The sequence below is a fragment of the Paenibacillus sp. MBLB1832 genome (assembly GCF_032271945.1).
Lineage (GTDB): Bacteria > Bacillota > Bacilli > Paenibacillales > NBRC-103111 > Paenibacillus_E > Paenibacillus_E roseopurpureus.
In genome coordinates, this window is record NZ_CP130319.1 from 2,620,222 (window position 1) to 2,641,041 (window position 20,820).

Sequence of the window (20,820 nt, forward strand, 5' to 3'; positions counted from 1 at the left end):
GCAACGTTACTTATTGAAAGGGGGGACTCAGTTCAAATGAATTCGGATTTTATTGAAGCGCTGTCGGAAATTGAACGTGAGAAGGGTATCTCCAAGGAGTTACTTATTGATGCTATTGAAGCGGCGATGATTTCTAGTTATAAACGTAATTTCAACACGGCACAGAACGTGCGCGTGGATATCAATCGACATACGGGTCTCATTAAGGTATATGCACGCAAAACAGTGACTGAGGACGTATTGGATCCAAGATTGGAAATTTCTCTTCACGCGTCTCGTGAAATCAATCCAAACTATCAATTGGATGATATTGTTGAGATCGAGGTGACGCCACGTGATTTCGGACGCATCGCGGCACAAACAGCTAAACAAGTCGTGACACAACGTATTCGCGAGGCTGAGCGTGGTTTGATTTACAATGCATTTATCGACAAAGAAGAAGATATCGTTACGGGGATTCTCCAACGTCAAGACCAACGTAATATTTATGTTGATCTAGGTAAAGTAGAAGCTGTTCTTCCACTTACAGAGCTTATGCCTACGGATAAGTTCAAGCAAGGAGATCGTATCAAAGCTTATATTACGAAAGTTGAGAACACGACTAAAGGTCCTCAAATCATTTTATCAAGAACGCATCCTGGCTTGTTAAAGCGTCTTTTCGAGCTGGAAGTTCCTGAAATCTTTGATGGTGTCGTTGAAATTCGTTCCGTTGCTCGTGAAGCTGGCTTCCGTTCAAAGATTGCGGTTCATTCCCGTAATCCGGAAGTAGATCCAGTTGGCTCATGCGTTGGCCCGAAAGGTCTGCGCGTTCAAACGATCGTTACGGAGCTTCGCGGCGAGAAAATTGACATTGTTCGTTGGATGGAGAGCGTGGAAGAGTACGTTGCGAATGCACTAAGCCCTTCTAAAGTGCTTGAAGTTCAAATTCATGAAAATGAAAAAATGGCACGTGTTATTGTTCCTGATTATCAACTTTCACTAGCCATTGGTATCAAAGGGCAAAATGCTCGACTTGCTGCCAAGTTGACAGGCTGGAAAATCGATATTAAAAGTGAAACACAAGCTGAACAAGAGTTTGGCCGCGTGAAAACTTATTCGGAAGAAATGCATCAGGATTCGGTAAGTATTGATTAAGTTTTTGTTTTCGAACAAGGGGTGATCGGAATGAAGCAGAGAAAAATCCCTCTGAGAAAGTGTGTTGCCTGTCAGGAAATGATGCCGAAGAGGGACTTGATCCGCGTCGTCAAAACGCCTGAAGATGACATTCTCATTGATCTTAAGGGGAAGAAGTCTGGGCGCGGTGCCTACCTGTGCGGGAAGGTTTCTTGTTTTAAATTGGCAAAGAAAAGCAAAGCCCTGGATAGAGCTCTCAAGCAGGCCGTTGGTGCAGAAATCTATGACCAGTTGGAACAAGATTTCATTCGTGTGGAAGATGAATTCCTTTCTCTGAAAGAGGAGGAATCGGAAGATGAATCCTAAGTTTTTATCACAACTTGGATTGGCGATGAGAGCTGGGAAACTCGTAACGGGTGATGAAGGAGTTTTCAAAGCCATTCGCGCGGGTGAAGCCAAGCTTGTTATTATGGCGGCGGACGCATCGGCGAATACACGTAAGAAATTTCAAGATAAATGCCACTTCTATGGGGTCACCCTGATGGAAATTGGTACGAAATATGAATTGGGCCGCAGCATTGGGAAAGAAATGCGTGTCACCATAGGTGTATTGGACGGAGGCTTCGCGCAGATGCTGCAGAAGAGTCAAGAAAATCCTGCGGAGGTGAAACATATTGACCAATAAACAAGATAATAAAGATAAGACACGCGTCTACGAATACGCGAAACAACTCAATATGAGTAGCAAAGAAATCATTACGATTCTTAAGCGATTGAACATTCCTGTTAACAATCATATGAGCGTAATGGAAAATGACGCGGTCAGCAGTGTAGAAAAGTTTTTTAGAGATATTAAAGCAAATGCGGCTGCCAAACGAGCAGCTACGGACGGAGGAAATGTGAGTTCATCTACGACGAATCAGAGTCCTGCATCGCAGGCTCCAGCACAAGAAAATAAAGGTGCAATAACGCCAGCGGCTAAGCCGTCTTCCGTTACAGAACAATCGAGCAGTCAGCCAACGACAACGTCGGCTACATCAACGCCACAACAAGGTCAGTCTTCCCAACATTCAAATAACCGCCCGCAATCACAACAACGTGATGGTCGTCCAAGCGGTCAAGGTTCTTACCAAGGTGGGGGGCGTCCAAGTGGTCAAGGTCAAGGTGGACAGCGCCCTGGCTATCAAGGTTCGAATTCATCAGGCAGTCGTCCAAGTGGTCAAGGTTCCAGCCAAGGCGGTCAACGCACGGGCTATCAAGGATCAAATCCGAATAGCGGTCGTCCAAGCGGCCAAGGTTCCAGTCAAGGTCAAGGTGGGCGTTCTGGCGACAGGCCTCCATTCCGTTCTAACGATGGTCGTCCTTCTGGCGGTAACAGCGGCGGCGGATACAACAGCAGTCGACCAGCAGGTCAAGGCTTTAGCCAAGGTCAAGGACAAGGTGGAGCGCCGCGTTCGAATAGCAACTACGCAGGTTCACGTCCAAGTCCAAGTACTGGCGGCCCTGGTGCAGGAAGTGGTCAAAGCGCGAATAGCGGTCGTCCACAATCCAGTCCAAACCGTAGTACAGGACCTAACCGTCAGAATAAGCCATTTGAGAACCGCAATAACAACCAAAGCGGAAGACCGGTTATCCAAGAGGCGAAACCGCAATTCCACGTAGGCGCAACAGCGGCGGAGTTGGATGATGCAGCAGCGAAAGCAGGCGTCATTACAACGAAGAAATCCAAACCGACCCCTAAACGTTTTGATGACAACAGATCGGGTGGAAATCGCGGTCCTGGTGGTAACAATAGAGGCAACCAACGCGGCAACAATAGAGGCCGTTATCAGCAAGAAATGGTTAAAAAAGAAAAAGTGGATAACACACCTAAGAAGATTATCGTTCGTGGCAGCATGACTGTTGGTGAAACAGCGAAATTGCTTCACAAAGATGCTTCTGAAGTGATTAAAAAGCTTTTGTTCCTTGGAACGATGGCTACGATCAATCAAGAACTAGACTTGGAGACAATTCAATTAATCGCATCGGAATTTGGTGTTGAGGTTGAAGTGAAAATCAAAGTCGAAGAAGATAACTTCGAAACGTTCGAAGAAATCGATGATGAGGCTGATTTGCTAGAGCGTCCTCCTGTAGTAACGATCATGGGTCACGTTGACCACGGTAAAACGACTTTGCTTGATGCCATTCGTAAAACGAGTGTAACGGAAGGCGAAGCAGGCGGGATCACACAGCACATCGGTGCTTATCAAGTAGAGGTTAACCAGAAGAAAATTACGTTCCTGGATACACCTGGTCACGAAGCGTTTACAACAATGCGTGCCCGCGGTGCTCAAGTGACGGATATTACGATTATCGTTGTTGCGGCTGATGACGGTGTTATGCCACAAACAGTTGAAGCCATTAGTCATGCTAAAGCGGCTGGCGTACCGATCATTGTAGCAGTGAACAAGATTGATAAAGAAGGCGCGAATCCTGATCAAATCAAACAAGCTCTGACGGCTTATGAATTGGTTCCTGAAGAGTGGGGCGGCGATACGATTTTCTGTGAAATTTCCGCGAAACAACGTATCGGTCTTGAAAACTTGCTCGAAATGATCTTGCTGGTAGCTGAAGTGCAGGAGTACAAAGCGAACCCTAACAAACGTGCTAGAGCAACTGTCATTGAAGCTGAGTTGGATAAAGGAAGAGGCCCGGTTGCTCGTGTCCTAATCCAACACGGTACTTTGAAAGTGGGGGACAGCTTCGTTGCCGGCGTATGCTTTGGTCGTGTACGTGCGATGGTGAACGATAAAGGGAAGCGATTGAAAGAAGCGGGACCTTCCACGCCAGTAGAAATCACTGGTTTGACAGAAGTTCCACAAGCTGGGGATCCGTTCTTAGCTTATGAAGATGAGCGCAAAGCAAGAGACATCGCCGATCGTCGTGCGACAGCTCTTCGTCAATCCGAAATGACGGCAAACTCACGCGTTACATTGGATGATCTCTTTAAACATATTAAAGATGGCGAGATTAAAGATCTGAATGTCATTATCAAAGGTGACGTTCAAGGCTCTGTTGAAGCGCTGAAAAGCTCACTTGAGAAAATTGAAGTCGAAGGCGTTCGTGTTAAAATCCTTCACAATGGTGTTGGTGCTATTACGGAATCAGATATTATCCTGGCTTCCGCATCCAATGCGATCATTATTGGCTTCAACGTTCGTCCTGAGCCTGCCGCGAAAGCAACGGCAGATCAAGAGAAAGTGGACATTCGTCTGCACAACATTATCTACAACGTAATTGAAGAAATCGAGCAAGCCATGAAGGGGATGCTGGATCCTGTATTTAAAGAAGTTGTTCTCGGTCAAGCCGAAGTTCGTAACGTCTTTAAAATTACAGGTTCAGGTACGATTGCTGGTTGCTATGTTACTTCTGGTAAAATCGCACGTAATGCGCAAACTCGCTTAATTCGCAGCGGCATTGTCGTGCATGAAGGTAAGATTGACTCCTTGAAACGCTTTAAGGATGATCAAAAAGAAGTGGCACAAGGTTACGAGTGTGGTATATCTCTAGAGCGTTATCATGATATTAAAGAGGGCGACATCATTGAAGCCTTCATCATGGAGTCCGTTGAGAGGTGATAACATATGGCTAGAGTTCGAGTGGGTCGCGTAGGCGAGCAAATCAAGAAAGAGTTAAGCCAAATTATTCAATCGGAACTTAAAGATCCTCGTATCGGATTCATGACGGTTACAGGGGTCGAAGTGACGAATGATTTATCATTGGCTCGCGTGTATCTTAGCGTAATGGGAACCGAAGAAGAGAAGGCTGCCACACTTAAGGCGCTTTCTGTTGCTTCGGGGTATATTCGCTCAGAACTAGGTAAACGAATTCGTTTGCGTAAAATTCCAGAGCTGCAGTTTAAATTTGATGCTTCCATCGACTATGGCAGTCACATTGACCAATTGTTGTATAAGCTCAATCAGGAAGGAAATACAAACGTATGAGCATTGGAAAGCTCCATGCCACCGAATACGGGCAGCAGCTGGCAGCAGCAGCTGCATTTATCGAGCAGCATGATGATTTCCTGGTAGTATCTCACATCCAACCCGATGGGGATGCTGCCAGTTCAACGTATGCAACAGGCTGGATTTTAACGCAACTAGGCAAGTCATTTACGATGATCAATGAGGGCGCAATGCCCTCAAAATTTTCCTTTTTACAAGGAAGTCAGCAGACAATTGATTATTCCGAGAAGGCACCGACGCGACAATTCCAGACCATCATAAGTGTAGATTGTGCTGATTTCTCCAGAATGGGTAGGATCAGCACTCTTTTTGATGAGCAGGCACAATTACTCAATATTGATCATCATCCAACCAATGACTGTTTCGGTTCCTGTCATCTGATTAAGCATGACGCGGCCGCCACGGTTCAGATCTTATACGATTTGGCTATTCTTATGAACTTGGAGCCAGATATTGCGTTCGGCGAGTGCATTTATACAGGACTACTCACGGATACAGGTGGCTTCCGCTACTCGAATACGACGTCAGAAGTCATGAAGATCGGTGCATCGATGCTTGAATTAGGAGTCCGAGGAGCCGAAATTGCCGAGGAAGTGCTGGAACGGATGACGTATTCGCAAATCGTTCTCTTGCAGAAGGCATTATCAACGCTGTCATTTGCTTATGAGCGCAAGCTTGCATGGCTGGCTGTGTCTCTGGCCGATTTGGAAGTGATAGGTGCATCTAGCGACGATTTAGACGGCTTGGTGAATTACCCGCGTAACGTTGAGGGTGTTGAAGTCGGGATGTTAATTAAAGAAAAAGCACCTGGTGTAATTAAAATAAGTCTTCGATCATCTGGATTAGTTGATGTGGCAGCGATCGCACAATCACTTGGTGGTGGCGGGCATGTGAGAGCTTCAGGGTGTACAATCCTTGGGACGCTTGATGAAGCTGTTGCCAAAATGGTTCAGGAAGTAGGGGACAAGCTGAGATGACACTAGAAGGTATTCTTCCTGTATGGAAACCAGCAGGCTTCACATCGCATGATGTTGTCGCTAAGGTTCGAAGAATTTTGGGAATTAAGCGTATTGGTCATACAGGCACACTCGATCCACAAGTGACGGGTGTACTGCCGCTATGCATTGGCCGTGCCACACGCATGGTTGAGTTTATTCAAGAGCTGCCCAAAGAATATGAGGCCGTTTTACGAATTGGTCTTTCTACGGATACGGAAGATATGACGGGAACTGTATTAGAAGAGGTTGAACATGTTTCCCTAAAGGAAGATCATGTTCGCGATATTCTCCAGGCTTTTATCGGGGAGATTGAGCAGGTCCCACCGATGTTCTCGGCCGTGAAAATTGATGGTAAACGATTGTATGAGTTAGCTAGAGAGGGTAAAGAAGTCGAACGTAAAGCCCGCAAAGCAACGATTCACGAGTTAGAAATTGTTGCGATGAATCTCGATCAGAAGCATCCTGAAATCCGCTTCCGTGCCGTTTGCTCAAAGGGAACTTACATTAGAACGCTATGTGTGGAAATCGGCAAAGCGCTCGGTTATCCTGCGGTGATGGAAAGCTTAATTCGAACGTCAACGGGGAATATTCGTCAGGCACAATGCTTAACATTTGAACAAATCATCTCGTTAAAAGAAGAAGGTTTACTGCAGCAGCACGTGATTCCAATGGACATCGCCGTTGCTCACATTCCTTCTGTAGCTTTATCTGAACAAGAATCGGTTCATGCCTTACAAGGTAAGAAGATAGCTCTAGCTGCGAATCGAGTGGTTCACACAGATGATTCACAAACCATATTTCGGGCCTATTCACCGGATGAACGATTTCTTGGTCTGTTTGAATGGAAAAGCGCAAGCCGCGTTATGGTCCCGGCCAAAATTTTCCTTTAGTGATAAGCGGATACCGTCTTACACTTGACAATTCTCCTTGCTTCGCTAAGGTAAATTGCAATTAAAGATGGCAACTCCATTTATCCTTGATCATAACGTCCCCAGGTCGGGTTGAAATGGGTAGGTGAACGAACTTATATGCATATAATACCAATATCATACCCTATGGATATGGATCGATTAATCCAATTTGTTGGGAAACAGGTTGTCGCGATCGGTGACTTTGATGGTGTGCACTTAGGGCATCAAGAAGTGATTGGACGAGCGTTAAGAAGAGCTAACCATCTTGGATTAGATGCAGCGATTATGACGTTTAACCCGCACCCTAGAGCGGTCATGGGTCAAGATAAATACAACGAACTTTTAACGCCACTGATGAAAAAGATGGAGATTTTTAAAAACATGGGTGTGAATCATGCGTACGTTGTCACGTTTGATGCTTCCTTAATGCGATTGTCTCCGGAACAATTTGTAGACGGCGTTCTAGATCGACTTGGCGTGGACAGCGTCATTTGCGGTTTTGATTTTACTTTTGGTTTTCAGGGTAGGGGCACGCCAGATTCACTCTGTGAGTTGAGTCATGGCAAATTTTCTGTTGAAGTGGTGAGACCTTTTCATATGAATGGTGATAAAGTAAGCAGTACACGTATTCGTGAAGCATTGCAGCAAGGTGAACTCGATACCGTAACAAGGCTCCTTGGCCGTCCTTATAGCATTAGCGGTATCGTCGTTGATGGTGCCAAAAGAGGAAGAACCTTAGGATTTCCGACGGCTAACCTCCAATTGGACGAACCGTATGTGAGTCCAACTCATGGGGTGTATGCGATTAAGGCACATGTTCGCGGCGAGATTTATCAAGGAGTCATGAATATTGGAATTAAGCCAACATTCGATACAGGTGAGCTCAAGCCATCGTTCGAGGCTCATTTATTCGAGTTTTCGGAGCAAATATATGGGGAATTAGTCACTGTTGAGCTCATTGCATTCCTACGTCCTGAACGCAAATTTGCGTCATTGGATGAATTGGTTACTCAAATCAAGATGGATGCCGAAGCTGCTAAGCAACAATTATCGCTTGAACCTTGATTTAGCATTTACTTCTGCTAGTCAACTATGATATACTGATTAACGTTGTCAAATGGACTTGTTCCTTTGGCATGAACCTTAGCTTGGATGTTCGTTATCATCGGCGATTTCTAGGCTAGCGGGGATACTAATCGAATTTAGGAGATGAATTGATCATGGCATTAACACAAGAACGCAAAACGCAACTGATTCAAACACACAAAGTACACGATACCGACACAGGTTCACCTGAGGTACAAGTAGCAATTCTTACAGAAAACATTGTTAACCTAACTGATCACTTGCGTACACACAAGAAAGATCACCACTCCCGTCGTGGTTTGCTTAAAATGGTTGGACAACGTCGTAAGTTGCTAGCATACGTTAAAAACAAAGATGTTAACCGTTACAGTGCTTTGATTGCGAAGCTTGGTTTGCGTCGATAAAACCGACAATGAGAAGCAACCTGTTGCTCCTTTGCTGGGCTTGATAAAGCTTTGGCGAAGAGCGGCAAAAGGTTGCTTTTTCTTGTATTTTTAAAACGGCAAAAGAAGGAAATACTAGACATTACGCAGAAATAGAGGAATACTCCACACAGTTAACTTTGGCCACCATACATACGGAGTAGATTCCGATACATTGCTGAGGATCTTCTGATTTCTGTACATGTTATCAAACACATAAAAATGGCAAACAAACTATGCCTTAGGAGGATATTATGGAGACAAGGGTACAAATGGAACTTGGCGGTAAGCCGTTCATACTTGAAACAGGCCGACTAGCCAAACAAGCCAATGCAGCAGTAACTGTACGCTACGGTGATACGGTTGTGCTCAGCACAGTGACGGCTTCCAGCGGACCGAAAGATTTAGATTTCTTTCCGTTAACAGTTAACTATGAAGAAAGATTATATGCCGTCGGTAAAATTCCTGGCGGATTTATTAAACGTGAAGGACGCCCGAGCGAGAAAGCGATTCTTGCAAGTCGTCTAACAGATCGTCCGATTCGTCCGTTGTTCCCGGAAGGCTTCCGTAACGATGTTCAAATCGTATCAATCGTCATGAGCGTAGACCAAGAATGTCCGCCAGAAATGGCAGCGATGATCGGTACTTCCGCGGCGCTTGCGATTTCCGATGTTCCGTTCAATGGGCCTGTTGGTGGCGTTATTGTTGGTCGTGTTGATGGTCAATTCGTCATTAACCCAACTGGCGAAGTTGCGGATAAGAGTGATCTCCACCTTGTGGTTGCAGGTACCAAAGATGCGATCATGATGGTAGAAGCGGGTGCCAAAGAAGTTTCTGAGGAAGTTGTCCTTGAAGCGATCATGTTCGGTCATGATGAAATTCGCAAAATCGTTGCTCTAATCGAAGATTTGGTTGCTCAAGTGGGTAAACCAAAAATGGAAGTAAAACTTCACGCAGTAGACGCAGAAGTGAACAGTGCCGTGCGCGAGTTCGCACAAGCTCGTTTGGTTGACGCGATCAAAATTGCCGAGAAGCATGCAAGACAAGAAGCGATTGATGTTGTGAATGCAGACGCAGTTGATCATTTCACAACGCTATATGCGGAAACGCCAGGCCTAATGGGCGATGTGAAGGAAACTCTTTACGATATCGTAAAAGAGGAAGTTCGCCGCTTGATTACGCATGATAAAGTTAGACCAGATGGACGTAAACTAGAAGAAATCCGCCCAATCGAGTGCGATGTCAACTTGCTGCCGCGCACACACGGTTCAGGCTTATTCACTCGCGGACAAACGCAAGCGCTAAGTATCTGTACACTGGGTGCACTAGGTGATGTGCAAATTTTAGACGGATTAGACTTAACGGAAACGAAACGTTTCATGCATCACTATAACTTCCCGCCATTCAGCGTTGGGGAAGCAAGACCGTTGCGTCCGCCAGGCCGCCGTGAGATTGGACATGGTGCATTAGGTGAACGAGCAATTGAGGCAATCATTCCGAATGAAGTAGAATTCCCTTACACAATTCGTCTTGTATCTGAAGTTTTAGAATCCAACGGTTCAACTTCCCAAGCAAGTATTTGTGCAAGTATTCTCGCACTTATGGATGCGGGTGTTCCGATCAAAGCTCCTGTTGCGGGTATTGCGATGGGTCTAATCAAAGACGGAGATCATTTCTCCATTCTATCGGACATTCAAGGGATGGAAGATCACCTTGGCGACATGGACTTCAAAGTTGCGGGTACAGCTGAAGGCATCACAGCCTTACAAATGGATATTAAAATTGATGGTATCAATCGCAGTATTCTTCAACAATCGTTACAGCAAGCCAAAGAAGGCAGAATGCACATTTTGGGCAAAATGGTTGAACGAATTTCTACACCGAACAAATCGTTATCTCAATATGCGCCTAAAATCCTTACAATGAATATCAACCCGGACAAAATCCGTGATGTTATTGGGGCTGGCGGTAAAATCATCAACAAAATTATTGAAGAAACTGGCGTGAAAATTGATATCGAGCAAGACGGACGCGTATTTATCGCATCTTCGAATCAAGAAATGAACGAGAAAGCTCGTTCCATCATTGAAGGTATTGTGCGAGAAGTGATCGTAGGCGAGACGTACCTGGGTACAGTGAAGCGCGTCGAGAAGTTCGGCGCATTCGTTGAGATTTTACCTGGTAAAGAAGGTCTCGTTCATATCTCACAAATATCTACAGAGCGCGTAGCAAAAGTAGAAGACGTCGTGAATGTTGGCGATCAGATTACAGTTAAGGTCACAGAAATCGATCAGCAAGGCAGAGTTAACCTTTCACGCAAAGCTACGTTAACTTCACAAGTGTCAGCACAAAGCTAGAATTTTTTCCTCGTGAAGCCGTTTCAATCCATAGTTTCAGGATAAAGAGTCAGATCTATCTGTCTCTTTTTTGCTTTTCTATTCGTGTGGACACGCACTTGTTCTACTCTTGTCCTAGCCTGCATAAAATCAGGAAATGAGAAAGGGGACCTGTGTATGCTCCACAAAAAATGGCTGCTTTTCGGGAGTTTTTTTGCTATGGTTCTATGGAGTATGAGCATATTACCTGGGCTAGGTACTTATATTGCAAGCGTCAAAGACAATAATGGATCTATACCTACTAAGAATAGCTGGATGAGCGAAGCCGCACGTCCTGTGTTTGCCTCATCCTCCCAATCTGTTCTAATGGAAACGATAATGAAAGAAGCCGAGAAACGGAGAATTGCGCCGATTAATGCGAAGCTAGATCCCGTGTGGAAAGCGATTCCTGGTTATAACGGGCTTGAAGTCGACATTGATGAAACGTTGAAATTAGCCGAACATCAGTTAACACCAGCAAGCATTCATTATGTGATGAAAGAAGTAGAGCCCAGTATTCAGCTGGATGACTTAGGCCCAAATCCTGTCTATAAAGGCAATCCAAAGAAGCCAATGGCTTCGCTCATGATTAATGTGGCATGGGGCAATGAGTACTTGCCCAGCATGCTGGAATCGCTGCGCAAAGAAAATGTGCATGCGACGTTCTTTTTCGATGGATCGTGGCTAAAGAAAAATACGGAGATGGCCAAACGAATACTGAGTGAGGGTCATGAGATTTCGAATCATGCGTATTCCCATAAAGATATGCGGACGATCTCCCGCGGCAAAGCGGTTGAGGAAATTTCCAAAACAGAAGAGCTCCTCAAGCAGCTAGGCGTCAAAAACACGTTATTTGCACCGCCATCTGGCTATTTCACACAGGAAACGATTCAAGTTGCTTCCGAATTCAAATTGCAAACCGTGCTTTGGACCTTTGATACAATTGATTGGAAAAATCCTGGCGCAAGTCGTATTTTGGAACGGTTATCCACAAATATTGAACCAGGCATGCTAATTCTTATGCATCCGACCTCATCGTCGCGAGATGCGCTTCCTGGCATGATTGCCATGATGAAGAAAAAGGGCTTATCCTTAGGCACTGTTTCTGAAACTCTATCGTCCAAACGAATAGCTACCAGTGAAGGGCATATCACGAAGTAGGGATATCGCCTTTTATTTGGCGTAATTTGAGTCAGCGGAACATTTTTGTTAGACTGAGAAAGTATAATGGGAGAAAAAGACTTTTAGCCGTAACATTTCGAGGAGGAACCTTGGTGATCAAATATCGCTTACATAATGGCTTGAGAGTCGTCATGGAACAAATCCCAACATTTCGATCCGTCACTTTCGGAATTTGGGTAAAGACAGGCTCACGCAACGAGTCCCCAACTGGTAATGGAATTTCACATTTCATTGAACATATGCTGTTCAAAGGGACAGAACGTCATTCGGCGAAAGATATCGCTGAGATTTTTGACGGCATTGGGGGGAATGTGAATGCATTCACTTCCAAAGAATACACTTGTTATTATGCCAAAGTATTGGATGAACATCTGCCATTAGCGATGGATGTGCTTTCGGATATGTTTTTCCACTCAACGTTTGATGAGGGTGAACTGGAGAAAGAAAAGAACGTCATCTATGAAGAAATCTCCATGTATGAAGATACACCGGATGATCTAGTTCATGACTTGTTAGCGAAAGCTTCCTACGGATCACATGCTTTAGGTTATACCATTCTTGGAACGCAGGATAATTTGTCCAAAATGAAATCCGATGATCTGCGCAGCTACATGAAGCAAAACTATAATACGGAGAATACCGTGCTTAGTATTGCAGGCAACATTAACGATCAGGTCAAGGATCTTATCGAGAAGCACTTTGGTGATTTTGCACAAACGGGCGTGGAGACAAGTTATGATGCACCAGATTTTCTAAGTGAGTTGATCTTCCATGCGAAGAAAACGGAGCAAAATCATATTTGCCTATCCTTGCCTGGATTATCGCTTCAAGAAGAGAATTTGTACCCGATGGTCTTATTGAATAATGCGATCGGCGGGGGCATGAGCTCGCGATTGTTCCAAGAAATTCGGGAGAAGCGCGGCCTAGCTTACTCGGTGTATTCGTATCACTCTTCTCATATTGATAGCGGCATGTTTACGATCTATACAGGCACTGCTCCTAAGCAGACGGGAGAAGTTCTGAAAGTAACGATGGAACTGCTTCATGATATTGCTGTCAATGGGATGACTGAGACAGAGCTTGTGAAAGGGAAGGAACAGCTGAAGGGAAGCCTCATTCTAAGTTTGGAAAGCACAAGCAGCCGTATGAATCGCTACGGAAAAAATGAGTTGATGACAGGTAAACATTATAGTTTGGATGAAATGATTGAGCGTATTGAAAGTGTGCAAATGTCGGATATTCGTCAACTCACGAAAAACCTGTTCTCGACACCATTCGCCTTATCCATGGTAGGGAATTCGGATGATGTAATTGGTGGCTTCAGGAGGGATCAGCTTGTCTCTCTCTGATTTTGAAGTGCAAATCAAACGAATGGAAGGCCAAGAGGATATTCTGTTACCACAGAAAATGTCGGCCGCGGCCAGCGGGTTCGATCTGCATGCTGCAGTAAGTGAGCCTGTTGTGCTCGCGCCAGGTGAACGTAAACTGATCCCGACAGGCTTCGCGTTAAGCATGTCGCCTGAGCTCGAAGCGCAGATACGCCCTAGGAGCGGGCTCGCTTTCAAACATGGAATCACGACACTGAACTCTCCTGGCACGATTGATGCGGATTACCGCGGCGAGGTGAAGGTGCTGCTGATTAATCATGGTCAGGAGCCTTTCGTTATCCAGCGGAATGAACGCATTGCGCAAATGGTATTTCAACTCGTTCCGCAGATTGGGCTTCGCGAAGTAACGGAATTAACCGAAACAGAACGCGGTTCTGGCGGATTCGGACATACAGGTCGTTAAGGATAAAGAACCTCTTCTTAGGAAGGGGTTCTTCTTATTTTGCCGGGAGCGAAGTGAAAGTCACCCATCCTTAGGCGAACGCATACTATAACGTATCGAAGCGGGCCGAGGAAGGGGTGTAAGCAAGAATGCTTACTGGGATTTCGGTTGCTATTATGGGGGGAGACGCCCGGCAACTTGAAGTAATACAGAAATTTACTGAGCTAGATGCTACCGTGTTACTACTCGGATTTGACAATCTCGGGAGGCAATTTAACGGTGTTACGAATGCAAAGTTAGATACTACGTTGTTTCAGCATGTGGATGCACTTATTTTGCCAGTTGTAGGCACAGATGAGGTTGGGCATGTGGAATCAATTTTTTCAAGCGAAGAATTGATTCTAACCGATGAGCACATCGCTGCGTTGCCGAAGCATGCCAAGGTGTATACAGGAATGGCCAAAAGTTATTTGAAGAAACTAGGTTTGACGAATGGAATCGAAATTGTGGAATTATTAGATCGCGATGATATTGCCATTTACAATTCTATTCCAACTGCTGAGGGTGCGCTCATGATGGCCATCCAGAACACCGATATTACGATTCATGGCTCGGTTTGTATGGTATTAGGTTTTGGTCGAACGGGGTTTACCATGGCCAAAACATTACAAGGATTAGGGGCAACCGTGAAGGTTGGCGTCAGGAAGCCGGAGCACTTTGCAAGGGCGTGGGAGATGGGTTTTCAGCCTTTTTATACGAAGGATTTGTACCCGGAAGTGGGGAATATTGACTTGCTTTTTAACACAATTCCGACTATGATAGTCACAGCGCAAGTTATTACCAATATCCCACATCGCGCGTTAATCATCGACTTAGCCTCCAAGCCTGGCGGGACGGATTTCCGTTTTGCCGAGAAGAGAGGAATTAAAGCGATGCTAGCGCCCGGTTTACCTGGAATCGTCGCCCCCAAAACAGCTGGCCGTATCATGGCTAACACGTTAAGTCAGCTGATCGAGGAAGACTTCATTGACAGGAGCGATGTGGAATGAATTGGCAGGGGAAAACAGTCGGTTATGCATTAACCGGTTCTCACTGTACGCTTGAAGAAGTAATGCCGCAAATTCAAAGATTTGTGGACGCTGGTGCACGTGTGATTCCGATTGTCTCGAACACGATTATGACGACGGACACACGATTTGGTAAGTCTGCTGATTGGCAGCAGATGTTAAGGGATATTACTGGAAATGAAATTATTTCTACGATTGTTGATGCTGAACCGCTCGGTCCTTCTAAGCTGCTGGATGTGATGGTTATCGCACCTTGCACAGGGAATACGACTAGCAAACTAGCGAATGCAATGACAGAAAGTCCTGTACTTATGGCAGCGAAAGCCCAAATGAGAAACTTGAGACCGCTCGTTCTGGCGATTTCTACGAACGATGGTTTGGGTTTAAATGCGATGAATATCGCAAAACTGCTGATTACCAAAAACATTTACTTCGTACCTTATGGTCAAGATGCACCTGGAGCTAAGCCAAATTCGTTGGTGGCTCGGATGGATTTGATTATGGAGGCTTGTGAAGCTGCATTGGAAGGAAAGCAGTTGCAGCCGATGATTATTGAGAGATTTCAATACTAATGTATAGAGATTGCTTGTAGGGGAGAGACCAGCCATTATCGAACCAGGTTCTCTTTAACATCGCTCTACTGGGCGCTTCCCGCGCTATCGGCGAGCCATCTTCCATCTCGTGGACGAATGGAATTTCCCCATCCAGGCATGAAATTGGAGGAAAAGCATGCGAATTCTTGTCCAGAAATTTGGAGGTACTTCGCTTTCCACCGCACAGGCTAGAGAACATGTTATTGGACACATTCAAGATGCACTTATTCAACATTACAAATTAGTTGTTGTCGTTTCAGCGATGGGAAGAAAGGGTGAACCCTACGCAACGGACACGCTTCTGGATCTTGTTCGGAAGAACGGAGATGGGCTGCCAGCTAGGGAACTCGATATGTTAATGGGCTGCGGAGAATTAATATCTGCAGTACTTTTGTGTAGTTTATTGCAAAAAACGGGTATACGTTCTACTGTTTTGACAGGTGGGCAAGCAGGTCTGATCACGAATGAGAACCATGGGAACGCGCAAATCATCGCGATGAAGCCGAATCGGATTCTCGAATTGTTGGAACAGGACCAAGTTGTCATTGTCACAGGTTTCCAAGGGAAGACAAGTCAAGATGAATTGACGACGCTTGGCCGTGGCGGCAGTGATACATCAGCAACAGCACTCGGTGCTGCGGTCAAAGCAGAGATTGTAGATATATTTACCGATGTGAATGGGATTTTGACAGCGGATCCAAGAATTGTCGAAGATGCCAAACCCTTGCAGCGTGTAAGCTTTACAGAGATTTGCAATATGGCTCATAACGGCGCCAAGGTTATTCATCCGCGTGCTGTTGAAGTTGCCATGCAAGCCAATATTCCGATTCGTGTAAGGTCTACGTTTACCAAAGAAGAGGGAACGTTAGTTACCGCATCGGACAACTTAACCGCTGAGATGAATCATGTGAAAGATCGATTCGTCACAGGTATTGCTCATTTTACGAATATTACACAGATCCAAGTTGCAGCCGTTGATGGCGAGTTCGATCTTCAATTACGCGTATTCAAAACGATGGCACAGCATCAGATCAGTGTTGATTTTATTAATGTTAATCCCTCAGGCGTTATTTACACCGTTTTCGATCATGAGGCAGAACGAGCCATACAGTTGCTGCGTGCCCAAGGCTATGACCCTAAGTTTGTAAGCGGTTGTGCGAAGGTTTCGGTTATCGGCGGCGGTATGAATGGCGTTCCAGGTATTATGGCACATATTGTTGAAGCCTTGACGATCGAAGATATTCGGATTCTCCAATCGGCAGATTCGAATACCACCATTTGGGTGCTTGTGCAAGGTGTAGATATGATAAAGTCAGTACGTGCGCTTCATCGGAAATTCAACTTATATAAATGAAGAAGTCATAGTCAGGAGGCGTACCCGTGAGTTTTGGGAGAGTAGTCACAGCAATGGTTACACCATTTGATGAGCAGCTGCAAGTCAATTGGGAGCAAGTCGAACCACTAATTAACTATTTAATTGAAGATCAACAATCGGATAGTCTGGTGATTTGTGGGACGACAGGGGAGTCGCCGACATTATCAGAGGACGAGAAATTAAGATTGATCGAACTATCCGTTCGCGTAGCTGCAGGCCGCTGTAAAATCATCGCTGGCACTGGCAGTAACGATACCGTTCATACAATCGCATTCTCGCGTAAAGTAGAGCAACTGGGTGTTGACGCACTGCTACTTGTTGCACCTTACTACAACCGTCCTTCCCAGGAAGGGTTGTATCAGCATTTCAAAGCGATTGCGGAGGCTGTTGAGGCGCCCGTTATGCTTTATAATGTGCCTGGTCGCACAGGTGTTAATTTAGATGCCGATACGACCATACGCCTTTCTCAAATTCCGAACATCGTAGCAACCAAAGATTGCTCGAACACGGATCAGATGACACGCATTCTTACACATGCTGCGCCTGGTTTCCTCGTTTACAGCGGAGATGATAGCAGCACTTTGCCTGCTTTGGCGATCGGTTGTCAAGGAATTATCAGTGTTGCAAGTCATGTGATTGGAAAAGAAATGCAAACTATGATAAAGTATTACCTAGATGGCAACGTTCAGCAAGCAGCTGAACTTAACCGCAAGCTGCATCCAGTGTTTACTGGGATTTTCTGTGCACCAAGCCCAGCGCCAATTAAGTATGCGCTCTCACTGAAAGGCATTCATACAGGCGGGGTCAGACTTCCGTTGGTATCTGTATCCGAGCAAGAAGGTCAATTCATTCAATCACTTTTTGTATGATCATGCCTAATGAATCGGTGCTTCCGGCATCGGTTTTATTTTTTTGGGGAATCTAAGCATATTCAGTATTAACTTGTATTTGCGGTTTTTTTTCATGTATAATGGTTGCAAGTGACTAGTTCGGTTTTTTCATGTAAAATTCGTCGTCCAATCTATGAAGGAGGTATATTCTTGTCCAAAAAAAATATTGATAAACTTTTGATCTTCGCTCTTGGCGGCGTGGGCGAAATCGGAAAAAATATGTATTGCGTTCAGTATGCGAACGACATTATTGTCATTGACAGTGGTTTGAAATTTCCTGAGGAGGACATGCTCGGTATCGACATTGTCATCCCGGATATCGGGTACTTAACAGAGAATCGCGATAAAGTGCGCGGCATTATCATCACCCATGGTCATGAAGACCACATTGGTGGCTTACCTTACGTATTAAAGCATCTTAATGTTCCGCTATATGCTACGAAGCTAACAATGGGACTTATTGAAGCGAAGCTAAAGGAAGCGAATCTGCTCGGCACAACAAACCGAATTCTAATCAATTCGGAATCTGTTCTTTCCTTAGGCGTTCTTACGGCTACTTTCTTCAAAACTAATCACAGTATTCCAGATTCCGTGGGTGTCGCGATTGATACGCCGGAAGGTGTTGTCGTTCATACGGGAGACTTTAAATTTGATCAAACTCCAGTGAACGATCAATACGCTGACCTGCATCGTATGGCTGAGATTGGAAAGAAAGGCGTTCTTGCCTTGCTCTCAGACAGTACGAACGCAGAGCGCCCAGGATTCACGGGCTCTGAACGCGGAGTTGGAATTGAGATCGAAGAAGTATTCCGTAAGGCGAAACAACGCGTGGTTATTGCAACATTTGCATCCAATATTCATCGTGTTCAACAGGTGTTTGATGCAGCTGCAGCAACGAACCGCAAAGTTACGGTAATCGGTCGCAGTATGGTGAACGTGGTATCGATCGCGAGTGAGTTAGGCTACTTGCACATTCCAGATGGCATGTTAATTGAGCCGGAAGAAGTGAATAAACTCGCAGCTGATCGTGTTGTTATTCTATCCACAGGAAGCCAAGGCGAGCCGATGTCCGCGCTAACAAGAATGGCCCGTTCAACGCATCGCAAAATTGACATTTTGCCAGGCGACACGGTCATTATTGCTGCAACGCCGATTCCAGGGAATGAACGTTATGTTGGACGAACAGTCGATGAACTGATGCGTATTGGTGCGCACGTGATCTATGGTCCAGGCTCTGTGACAGGTGTTCACGTATCAGGACACGGCAGTCAGGAAGAATTGAAGCTGATGCTGAACCTGATGAAGCCGAAGTACTTTATTCCGATTCACGGGGAATATCGGATGTTACGTCAACATGCGATCCTAGCCGAATCAGTTGGTGTTTCAAAAGAGGACATCTTCCTCTGTGATATCGGTGACACGGTTGAAGTGCAGAATGGGGTTGCTCGCAAAGGTTCCAAAGTGCAGAGCGGTAACATTCTGATCGACGGACTTGGTGTTGGGGATGTAGGCAATATCGTATTGCGTGACCGTAAATTATTATCGCAAGATGGAATTCTTGTTGTCGTGGTTACACTTAGTAAGCAAGATGGCAAAATTTTATCTGGCCCTGATATTATTTCACGTGGATTTGTTTATGTTCGTGAATCCGAAGGCCTGCTTGAAGAAGCAAACCGTATTGTTACGAATACGTTAACAAAATTAATGAACGAAAATGTGAATGAATGGGCATCTTTAAAAACAAATGTGAAAGATGTTCTCGGACGCTTTTTATATGAACAAACCAGAAGAAGACCAATGATCCTTCCGATCATCATGGAAGTTTAGGTACTCGAACAAGTCACTTGAGCCTATGCAAATAATAAAGCTCTCTCCTAGCGGGAGGGCTTTTTCTTGTTCTTGTTGTTTAGCCTAGCTAGGATGAATGAAAGCCATGGGGTTTATTCATACTATGGGAGATATGGATGGACTTGTCTTGTAGGCAAAATTCGAAAGGGGATTTCAACGTGGCACCAGAACCAGGCGAGAAAGAACAGGAACAAGGAGCAGGGACAGAAGAAGTCAAGAAAAATGCGGTCCTTGAGAATATTCAGCAATTAGGCCAGACGAACACGGCTTCAGGGGAATCGAACATTTTTTGTCTAACAATTATCGGGCAGGTAGAGGGGCATATGGTCCTGCCTCCACAGAATAAAACAACGAAGTATGAACATCTCATCCCGCAACTTGTGGCTGCCGAACAAAATCCGAAGATTGAAGGCGTCATGATTATTCTCAATACCGTCGGCGGAGATGTGGAAGCTGGTTTGGCTATTGCCGAAATGATTGCTACCTTGTCCAAGCCGACCATTGCTTTAGTATTAGGGGGAGGTCACAGTATCGGTGTGCCAATTGCTGTTTCCGCGAATTACTCCATCATTGCCGAGACGGCGACGATGACGATTCATCCGATTCGTTTGAACGGTTTGGTCATTGGGGTACCGCAGACATTTGAATATTTGGATAAAATGCAAGAGCGCGTGGTGCGCTTCGTGACGAAACATTCCAATGTGACAGAAGAGAAGTTTAAAGAGCTTATGTTTAAAACTGGCGAGCTTACACGAGATATTGGAACAACTGTCATTGGCAGCGATGCGGTAAAATATGGATTAATCGATCAAGTCGGCGGGATCGGAGATGCCATTAAAGAACTCAATCGCCGCATAGATGCGAAGAAAGCCTCAAACAGTGGAGGGCTTGTCCAATGATCCATTATTCGGTCATTCCGCTTGAAGATATATTTCAAGATTATGACAAATTTACTCCTTCGTATGTAGACATTGAGCAGGATGGGTTCATGATGCAAATCGAGCCTTTAAGCGGATTTCAAGCACGTATTGTAAGGCTGTATAGCTGTAATCCACAGGATTATTTGAATGCTAAATATGCCCCAGGTACGATGATTTCTTATCGCCCTCAGGTCGAAACGTATTCGGGTCTGTAAGTCCTGTTCCCGTATCTTCCCTCAAGTCAAATATGGTATAATGTGGACTTG

General features: G+C 45.2%; 20 protein-coding genes. All 20 read left to right on the forward strand.

Annotation, left to right across the window (positions count from 1 at the left end; all coding sequences use genetic code 11):
- Nucleotides 1–36 precede the first annotated feature (36 nt).
- The 20 genes from nusA to MJB10_RS11620 all read left to right on the forward strand — a co-directional run bounded on the left by nusA (nt 37) and on the right by MJB10_RS11620 (nt 20,769).
- A complete protein-coding gene (gene nusA, locus MJB10_RS11525; protein ID WP_314804946.1) occupies nt 37–1,134 on the forward strand; it encodes a transcription termination factor NusA in 1,098 nt (365 codons plus the stop codon).
- A gap of 30 nt (nt 1,135–1,164) precedes the next feature.
- Nucleotides 1,165–1,479 carry an RNase P modulator RnpM gene (gene rnpM, locus MJB10_RS11530; protein WP_314804952.1) on the forward strand — a complete coding sequence of 105 codons (315 nt, stop codon included), beginning with the start codon at nt 1,165–1,167 and terminating at the stop codon, nt 1,477–1,479.
- Nucleotides 1,469–1,798, forward strand: a complete 330-nt coding sequence (locus tag MJB10_RS11535) for a L7Ae/L30e/S12e/Gadd45 family ribosomal protein (RefSeq protein WP_314804954.1) — start codon at nt 1,469–1,471, stop codon at nt 1,796–1,798. The genes rnpM and MJB10_RS11535 overlap by 11 nt, the downstream gene beginning before the upstream one ends.
- Nucleotides 1,788–4,730, forward strand: a complete 2,943-nt coding sequence (gene infB / locus MJB10_RS11540; protein ID WP_314804956.1) for a translation initiation factor IF-2 — start codon at nt 1,788–1,790, stop codon at nt 4,728–4,730. Before MJB10_RS11535 ends, infB begins: the two co-directional genes overlap by 11 nt.
- Before the next feature lie 6 nt (nt 4,731–4,736).
- Nucleotides 4,737–5,096, forward strand: a complete 360-nt coding sequence (rbfA, locus tag MJB10_RS11545; RefSeq protein WP_314804958.1) for a 30S ribosome-binding factor RbfA — start codon at nt 4,737–4,739, stop codon at nt 5,094–5,096.
- Entirely contained in the window at nt 5,093–6,094 is a 1,002-nt protein-coding gene (locus MJB10_RS11550) for a DHH family phosphoesterase (protein ID WP_314804960.1), read from the forward strand. The genes rbfA and MJB10_RS11550 overlap by 4 nt, the downstream gene beginning before the upstream one ends.
- Complete coding sequence (truB, locus tag MJB10_RS11555) at nt 6,091–7,005, forward strand: tRNA pseudouridine(55) synthase TruB (RefSeq protein WP_314804962.1); 915 nt, start codon at nt 6,091–6,093, stop codon at nt 7,003–7,005. The genes MJB10_RS11550 and truB overlap by 4 nt, the downstream gene beginning before the upstream one ends.
- 165 nt (nt 7,006–7,170) lie before the next feature.
- Complete coding sequence (locus MJB10_RS11560) at nt 7,171–8,091, forward strand: bifunctional riboflavin kinase/FAD synthetase (protein ID WP_314804964.1); 921 nt, start codon at nt 7,171–7,173, stop codon at nt 8,089–8,091.
- A 155-nt stretch (nt 8,092–8,246) separates the two neighbouring features.
- A complete protein-coding gene (rpsO, locus tag MJB10_RS11565; protein ID WP_314804966.1) occupies nt 8,247–8,516 on the forward strand; it encodes a 30S ribosomal protein S15 in 270 nt (89 codons plus the stop codon).
- Nucleotides 8,517–8,788: 272 nt separating this feature from the next.
- Nucleotides 8,789–10,891, forward strand: a complete 2,103-nt coding sequence (pnp, locus tag MJB10_RS11570; protein ID WP_314804968.1) for a polyribonucleotide nucleotidyltransferase — start codon at nt 8,789–8,791, stop codon at nt 10,889–10,891.
- 213 nt (nt 10,892–11,104) lie between these two features.
- A complete protein-coding gene (locus tag MJB10_RS11575; protein WP_314804970.1) occupies nt 11,105–12,070 on the forward strand; it encodes a polysaccharide deacetylase family protein in 966 nt (321 codons plus the stop codon).
- A 113-nt stretch (nt 12,071–12,183) separates the two neighbouring features.
- The gene (locus MJB10_RS11580) at nt 12,184–13,440 is read left to right on the forward strand and encodes a M16 family metallopeptidase (RefSeq protein ID WP_314804972.1); all 1,257 of its coding nucleotides are present in this window, start codon (nt 12,184–12,186) and stop codon (nt 13,438–13,440) included.
- A complete protein-coding gene (gene dut / locus MJB10_RS11585) occupies nt 13,427–13,882 on the forward strand; it encodes a dUTP diphosphatase (RefSeq protein WP_314804974.1) in 456 nt (151 codons plus the stop codon). Before MJB10_RS11580 ends, dut begins: the two co-directional genes overlap by 14 nt.
- 128 nt (nt 13,883–14,010) lie before the next feature.
- Nucleotides 14,011–14,910, forward strand: a complete 900-nt coding sequence (dpsA, locus tag MJB10_RS11590; RefSeq protein WP_314804976.1) for a dipicolinate synthase subunit DpsA — start codon at nt 14,011–14,013, stop codon at nt 14,908–14,910.
- The gene (locus tag MJB10_RS11595) at nt 14,907–15,500 is read left to right on the forward strand and encodes a dipicolinate synthase subunit B (RefSeq protein ID WP_314804978.1); all 594 of its coding nucleotides are present in this window, start codon (nt 14,907–14,909) and stop codon (nt 15,498–15,500) included. Before dpsA ends, MJB10_RS11595 begins: the two co-directional genes overlap by 4 nt.
- 157 nt (nt 15,501–15,657) lie before the next feature.
- Nucleotides 15,658–16,875 (forward strand): aspartate kinase, encoded by a 1,218-nt coding sequence (dapG, locus tag MJB10_RS11600; RefSeq protein ID WP_314804980.1) that lies wholly within the window; start codon nt 15,658–15,660, stop codon nt 16,873–16,875.
- A gap of 26 nt (nt 16,876–16,901) precedes the next feature.
- Complete coding sequence (gene dapA / locus MJB10_RS11605) at nt 16,902–17,765, forward strand: 4-hydroxy-tetrahydrodipicolinate synthase (protein ID WP_314804982.1); 864 nt, start codon at nt 16,902–16,904, stop codon at nt 17,763–17,765.
- A 171-nt stretch (nt 17,766–17,936) separates the two neighbouring features.
- Complete coding sequence (locus MJB10_RS11610) at nt 17,937–19,613, forward strand: ribonuclease J (RefSeq protein ID WP_314804983.1); 1,677 nt, start codon at nt 17,937–17,939, stop codon at nt 19,611–19,613.
- A 137-nt stretch (nt 19,614–19,750) separates the two neighbouring features.
- The gene (locus MJB10_RS11615) at nt 19,751–20,533 is read left to right on the forward strand and encodes a ClpP family protease (RefSeq protein ID WP_397386599.1); all 783 of its coding nucleotides are present in this window, start codon (nt 19,751–19,753) and stop codon (nt 20,531–20,533) included.
- Nucleotides 20,530–20,769 (forward strand): YlzJ-like family protein, encoded by a 240-nt coding sequence (locus MJB10_RS11620; RefSeq protein ID WP_314804985.1) that lies wholly within the window; start codon nt 20,530–20,532, stop codon nt 20,767–20,769. Before MJB10_RS11615 ends, MJB10_RS11620 begins: the two co-directional genes overlap by 4 nt.
- Nucleotides 20,770–20,820: the final 51 nt, after the last annotated feature.

What these genes read in the sequence shown, in the direction of transcription:
- nusA (WP_314804946.1), top strand. Translation starts at nt 37, where the DNA reads ATGAATTCGGATTTTATTGAAGCGCTGTCGGAAATTGAACGTGAGAAG.
- rnpM (WP_314804952.1), top strand. Translation starts at nt 1,165, where the DNA reads ATGAAGCAGAGAAAAATCCCTCTGAGAAAGTGTGTTGCCTGTCAGGAA.
- MJB10_RS11535 (WP_314804954.1), top strand. Translation starts at nt 1,469, where the DNA reads ATGAATCCTAAGTTTTTATCACAACTTGGATTGGCGATGAGAGCTGGG.
- rbfA (WP_314804958.1), top strand. Translation starts at nt 4,737, where the DNA reads ATGGCTAGAGTTCGAGTGGGTCGCGTAGGCGAGCAAATCAAGAAAGAG.
- MJB10_RS11550 (WP_314804960.1), top strand. Translation starts at nt 5,093, where the DNA reads ATGAGCATTGGAAAGCTCCATGCCACCGAATACGGGCAGCAGCTGGCA.
- truB (WP_314804962.1), top strand. Translation starts at nt 6,091, where the DNA reads ATGACACTAGAAGGTATTCTTCCTGTATGGAAACCAGCAGGCTTCACA.
- MJB10_RS11560 (WP_314804964.1), top strand. Translation starts at nt 7,171, where the DNA reads ATGGATATGGATCGATTAATCCAATTTGTTGGGAAACAGGTTGTCGCG.
- rpsO (WP_314804966.1), top strand. Translation starts at nt 8,247, where the DNA reads ATGGCATTAACACAAGAACGCAAAACGCAACTGATTCAAACACACAAA.
- pnp (WP_314804968.1), top strand. Translation starts at nt 8,789, where the DNA reads ATGGAGACAAGGGTACAAATGGAACTTGGCGGTAAGCCGTTCATACTT.
- MJB10_RS11575 (WP_314804970.1), top strand. Translation starts at nt 11,105, where the DNA reads ATGAGCATATTACCTGGGCTAGGTACTTATATTGCAAGCGTCAAAGAC.
- dpsA (WP_314804976.1), top strand. Translation starts at nt 14,011, where the DNA reads ATGCTTACTGGGATTTCGGTTGCTATTATGGGGGGAGACGCCCGGCAA.
- MJB10_RS11595 (WP_314804978.1), top strand. Translation starts at nt 14,907, where the DNA reads ATGAATTGGCAGGGGAAAACAGTCGGTTATGCATTAACCGGTTCTCAC.
- dapG (WP_314804980.1), top strand. Translation starts at nt 15,658, where the DNA reads ATGCGAATTCTTGTCCAGAAATTTGGAGGTACTTCGCTTTCCACCGCA.
- MJB10_RS11615 (WP_397386599.1), top strand. Translation starts at nt 19,751, where the DNA reads ATGGACTTGTCTTGTAGGCAAAATTCGAAAGGGGATTTCAACGTGGCA.
- MJB10_RS11620 (WP_314804985.1), top strand. Translation starts at nt 20,530, where the DNA reads ATGATCCATTATTCGGTCATTCCGCTTGAAGATATATTTCAAGATTAT.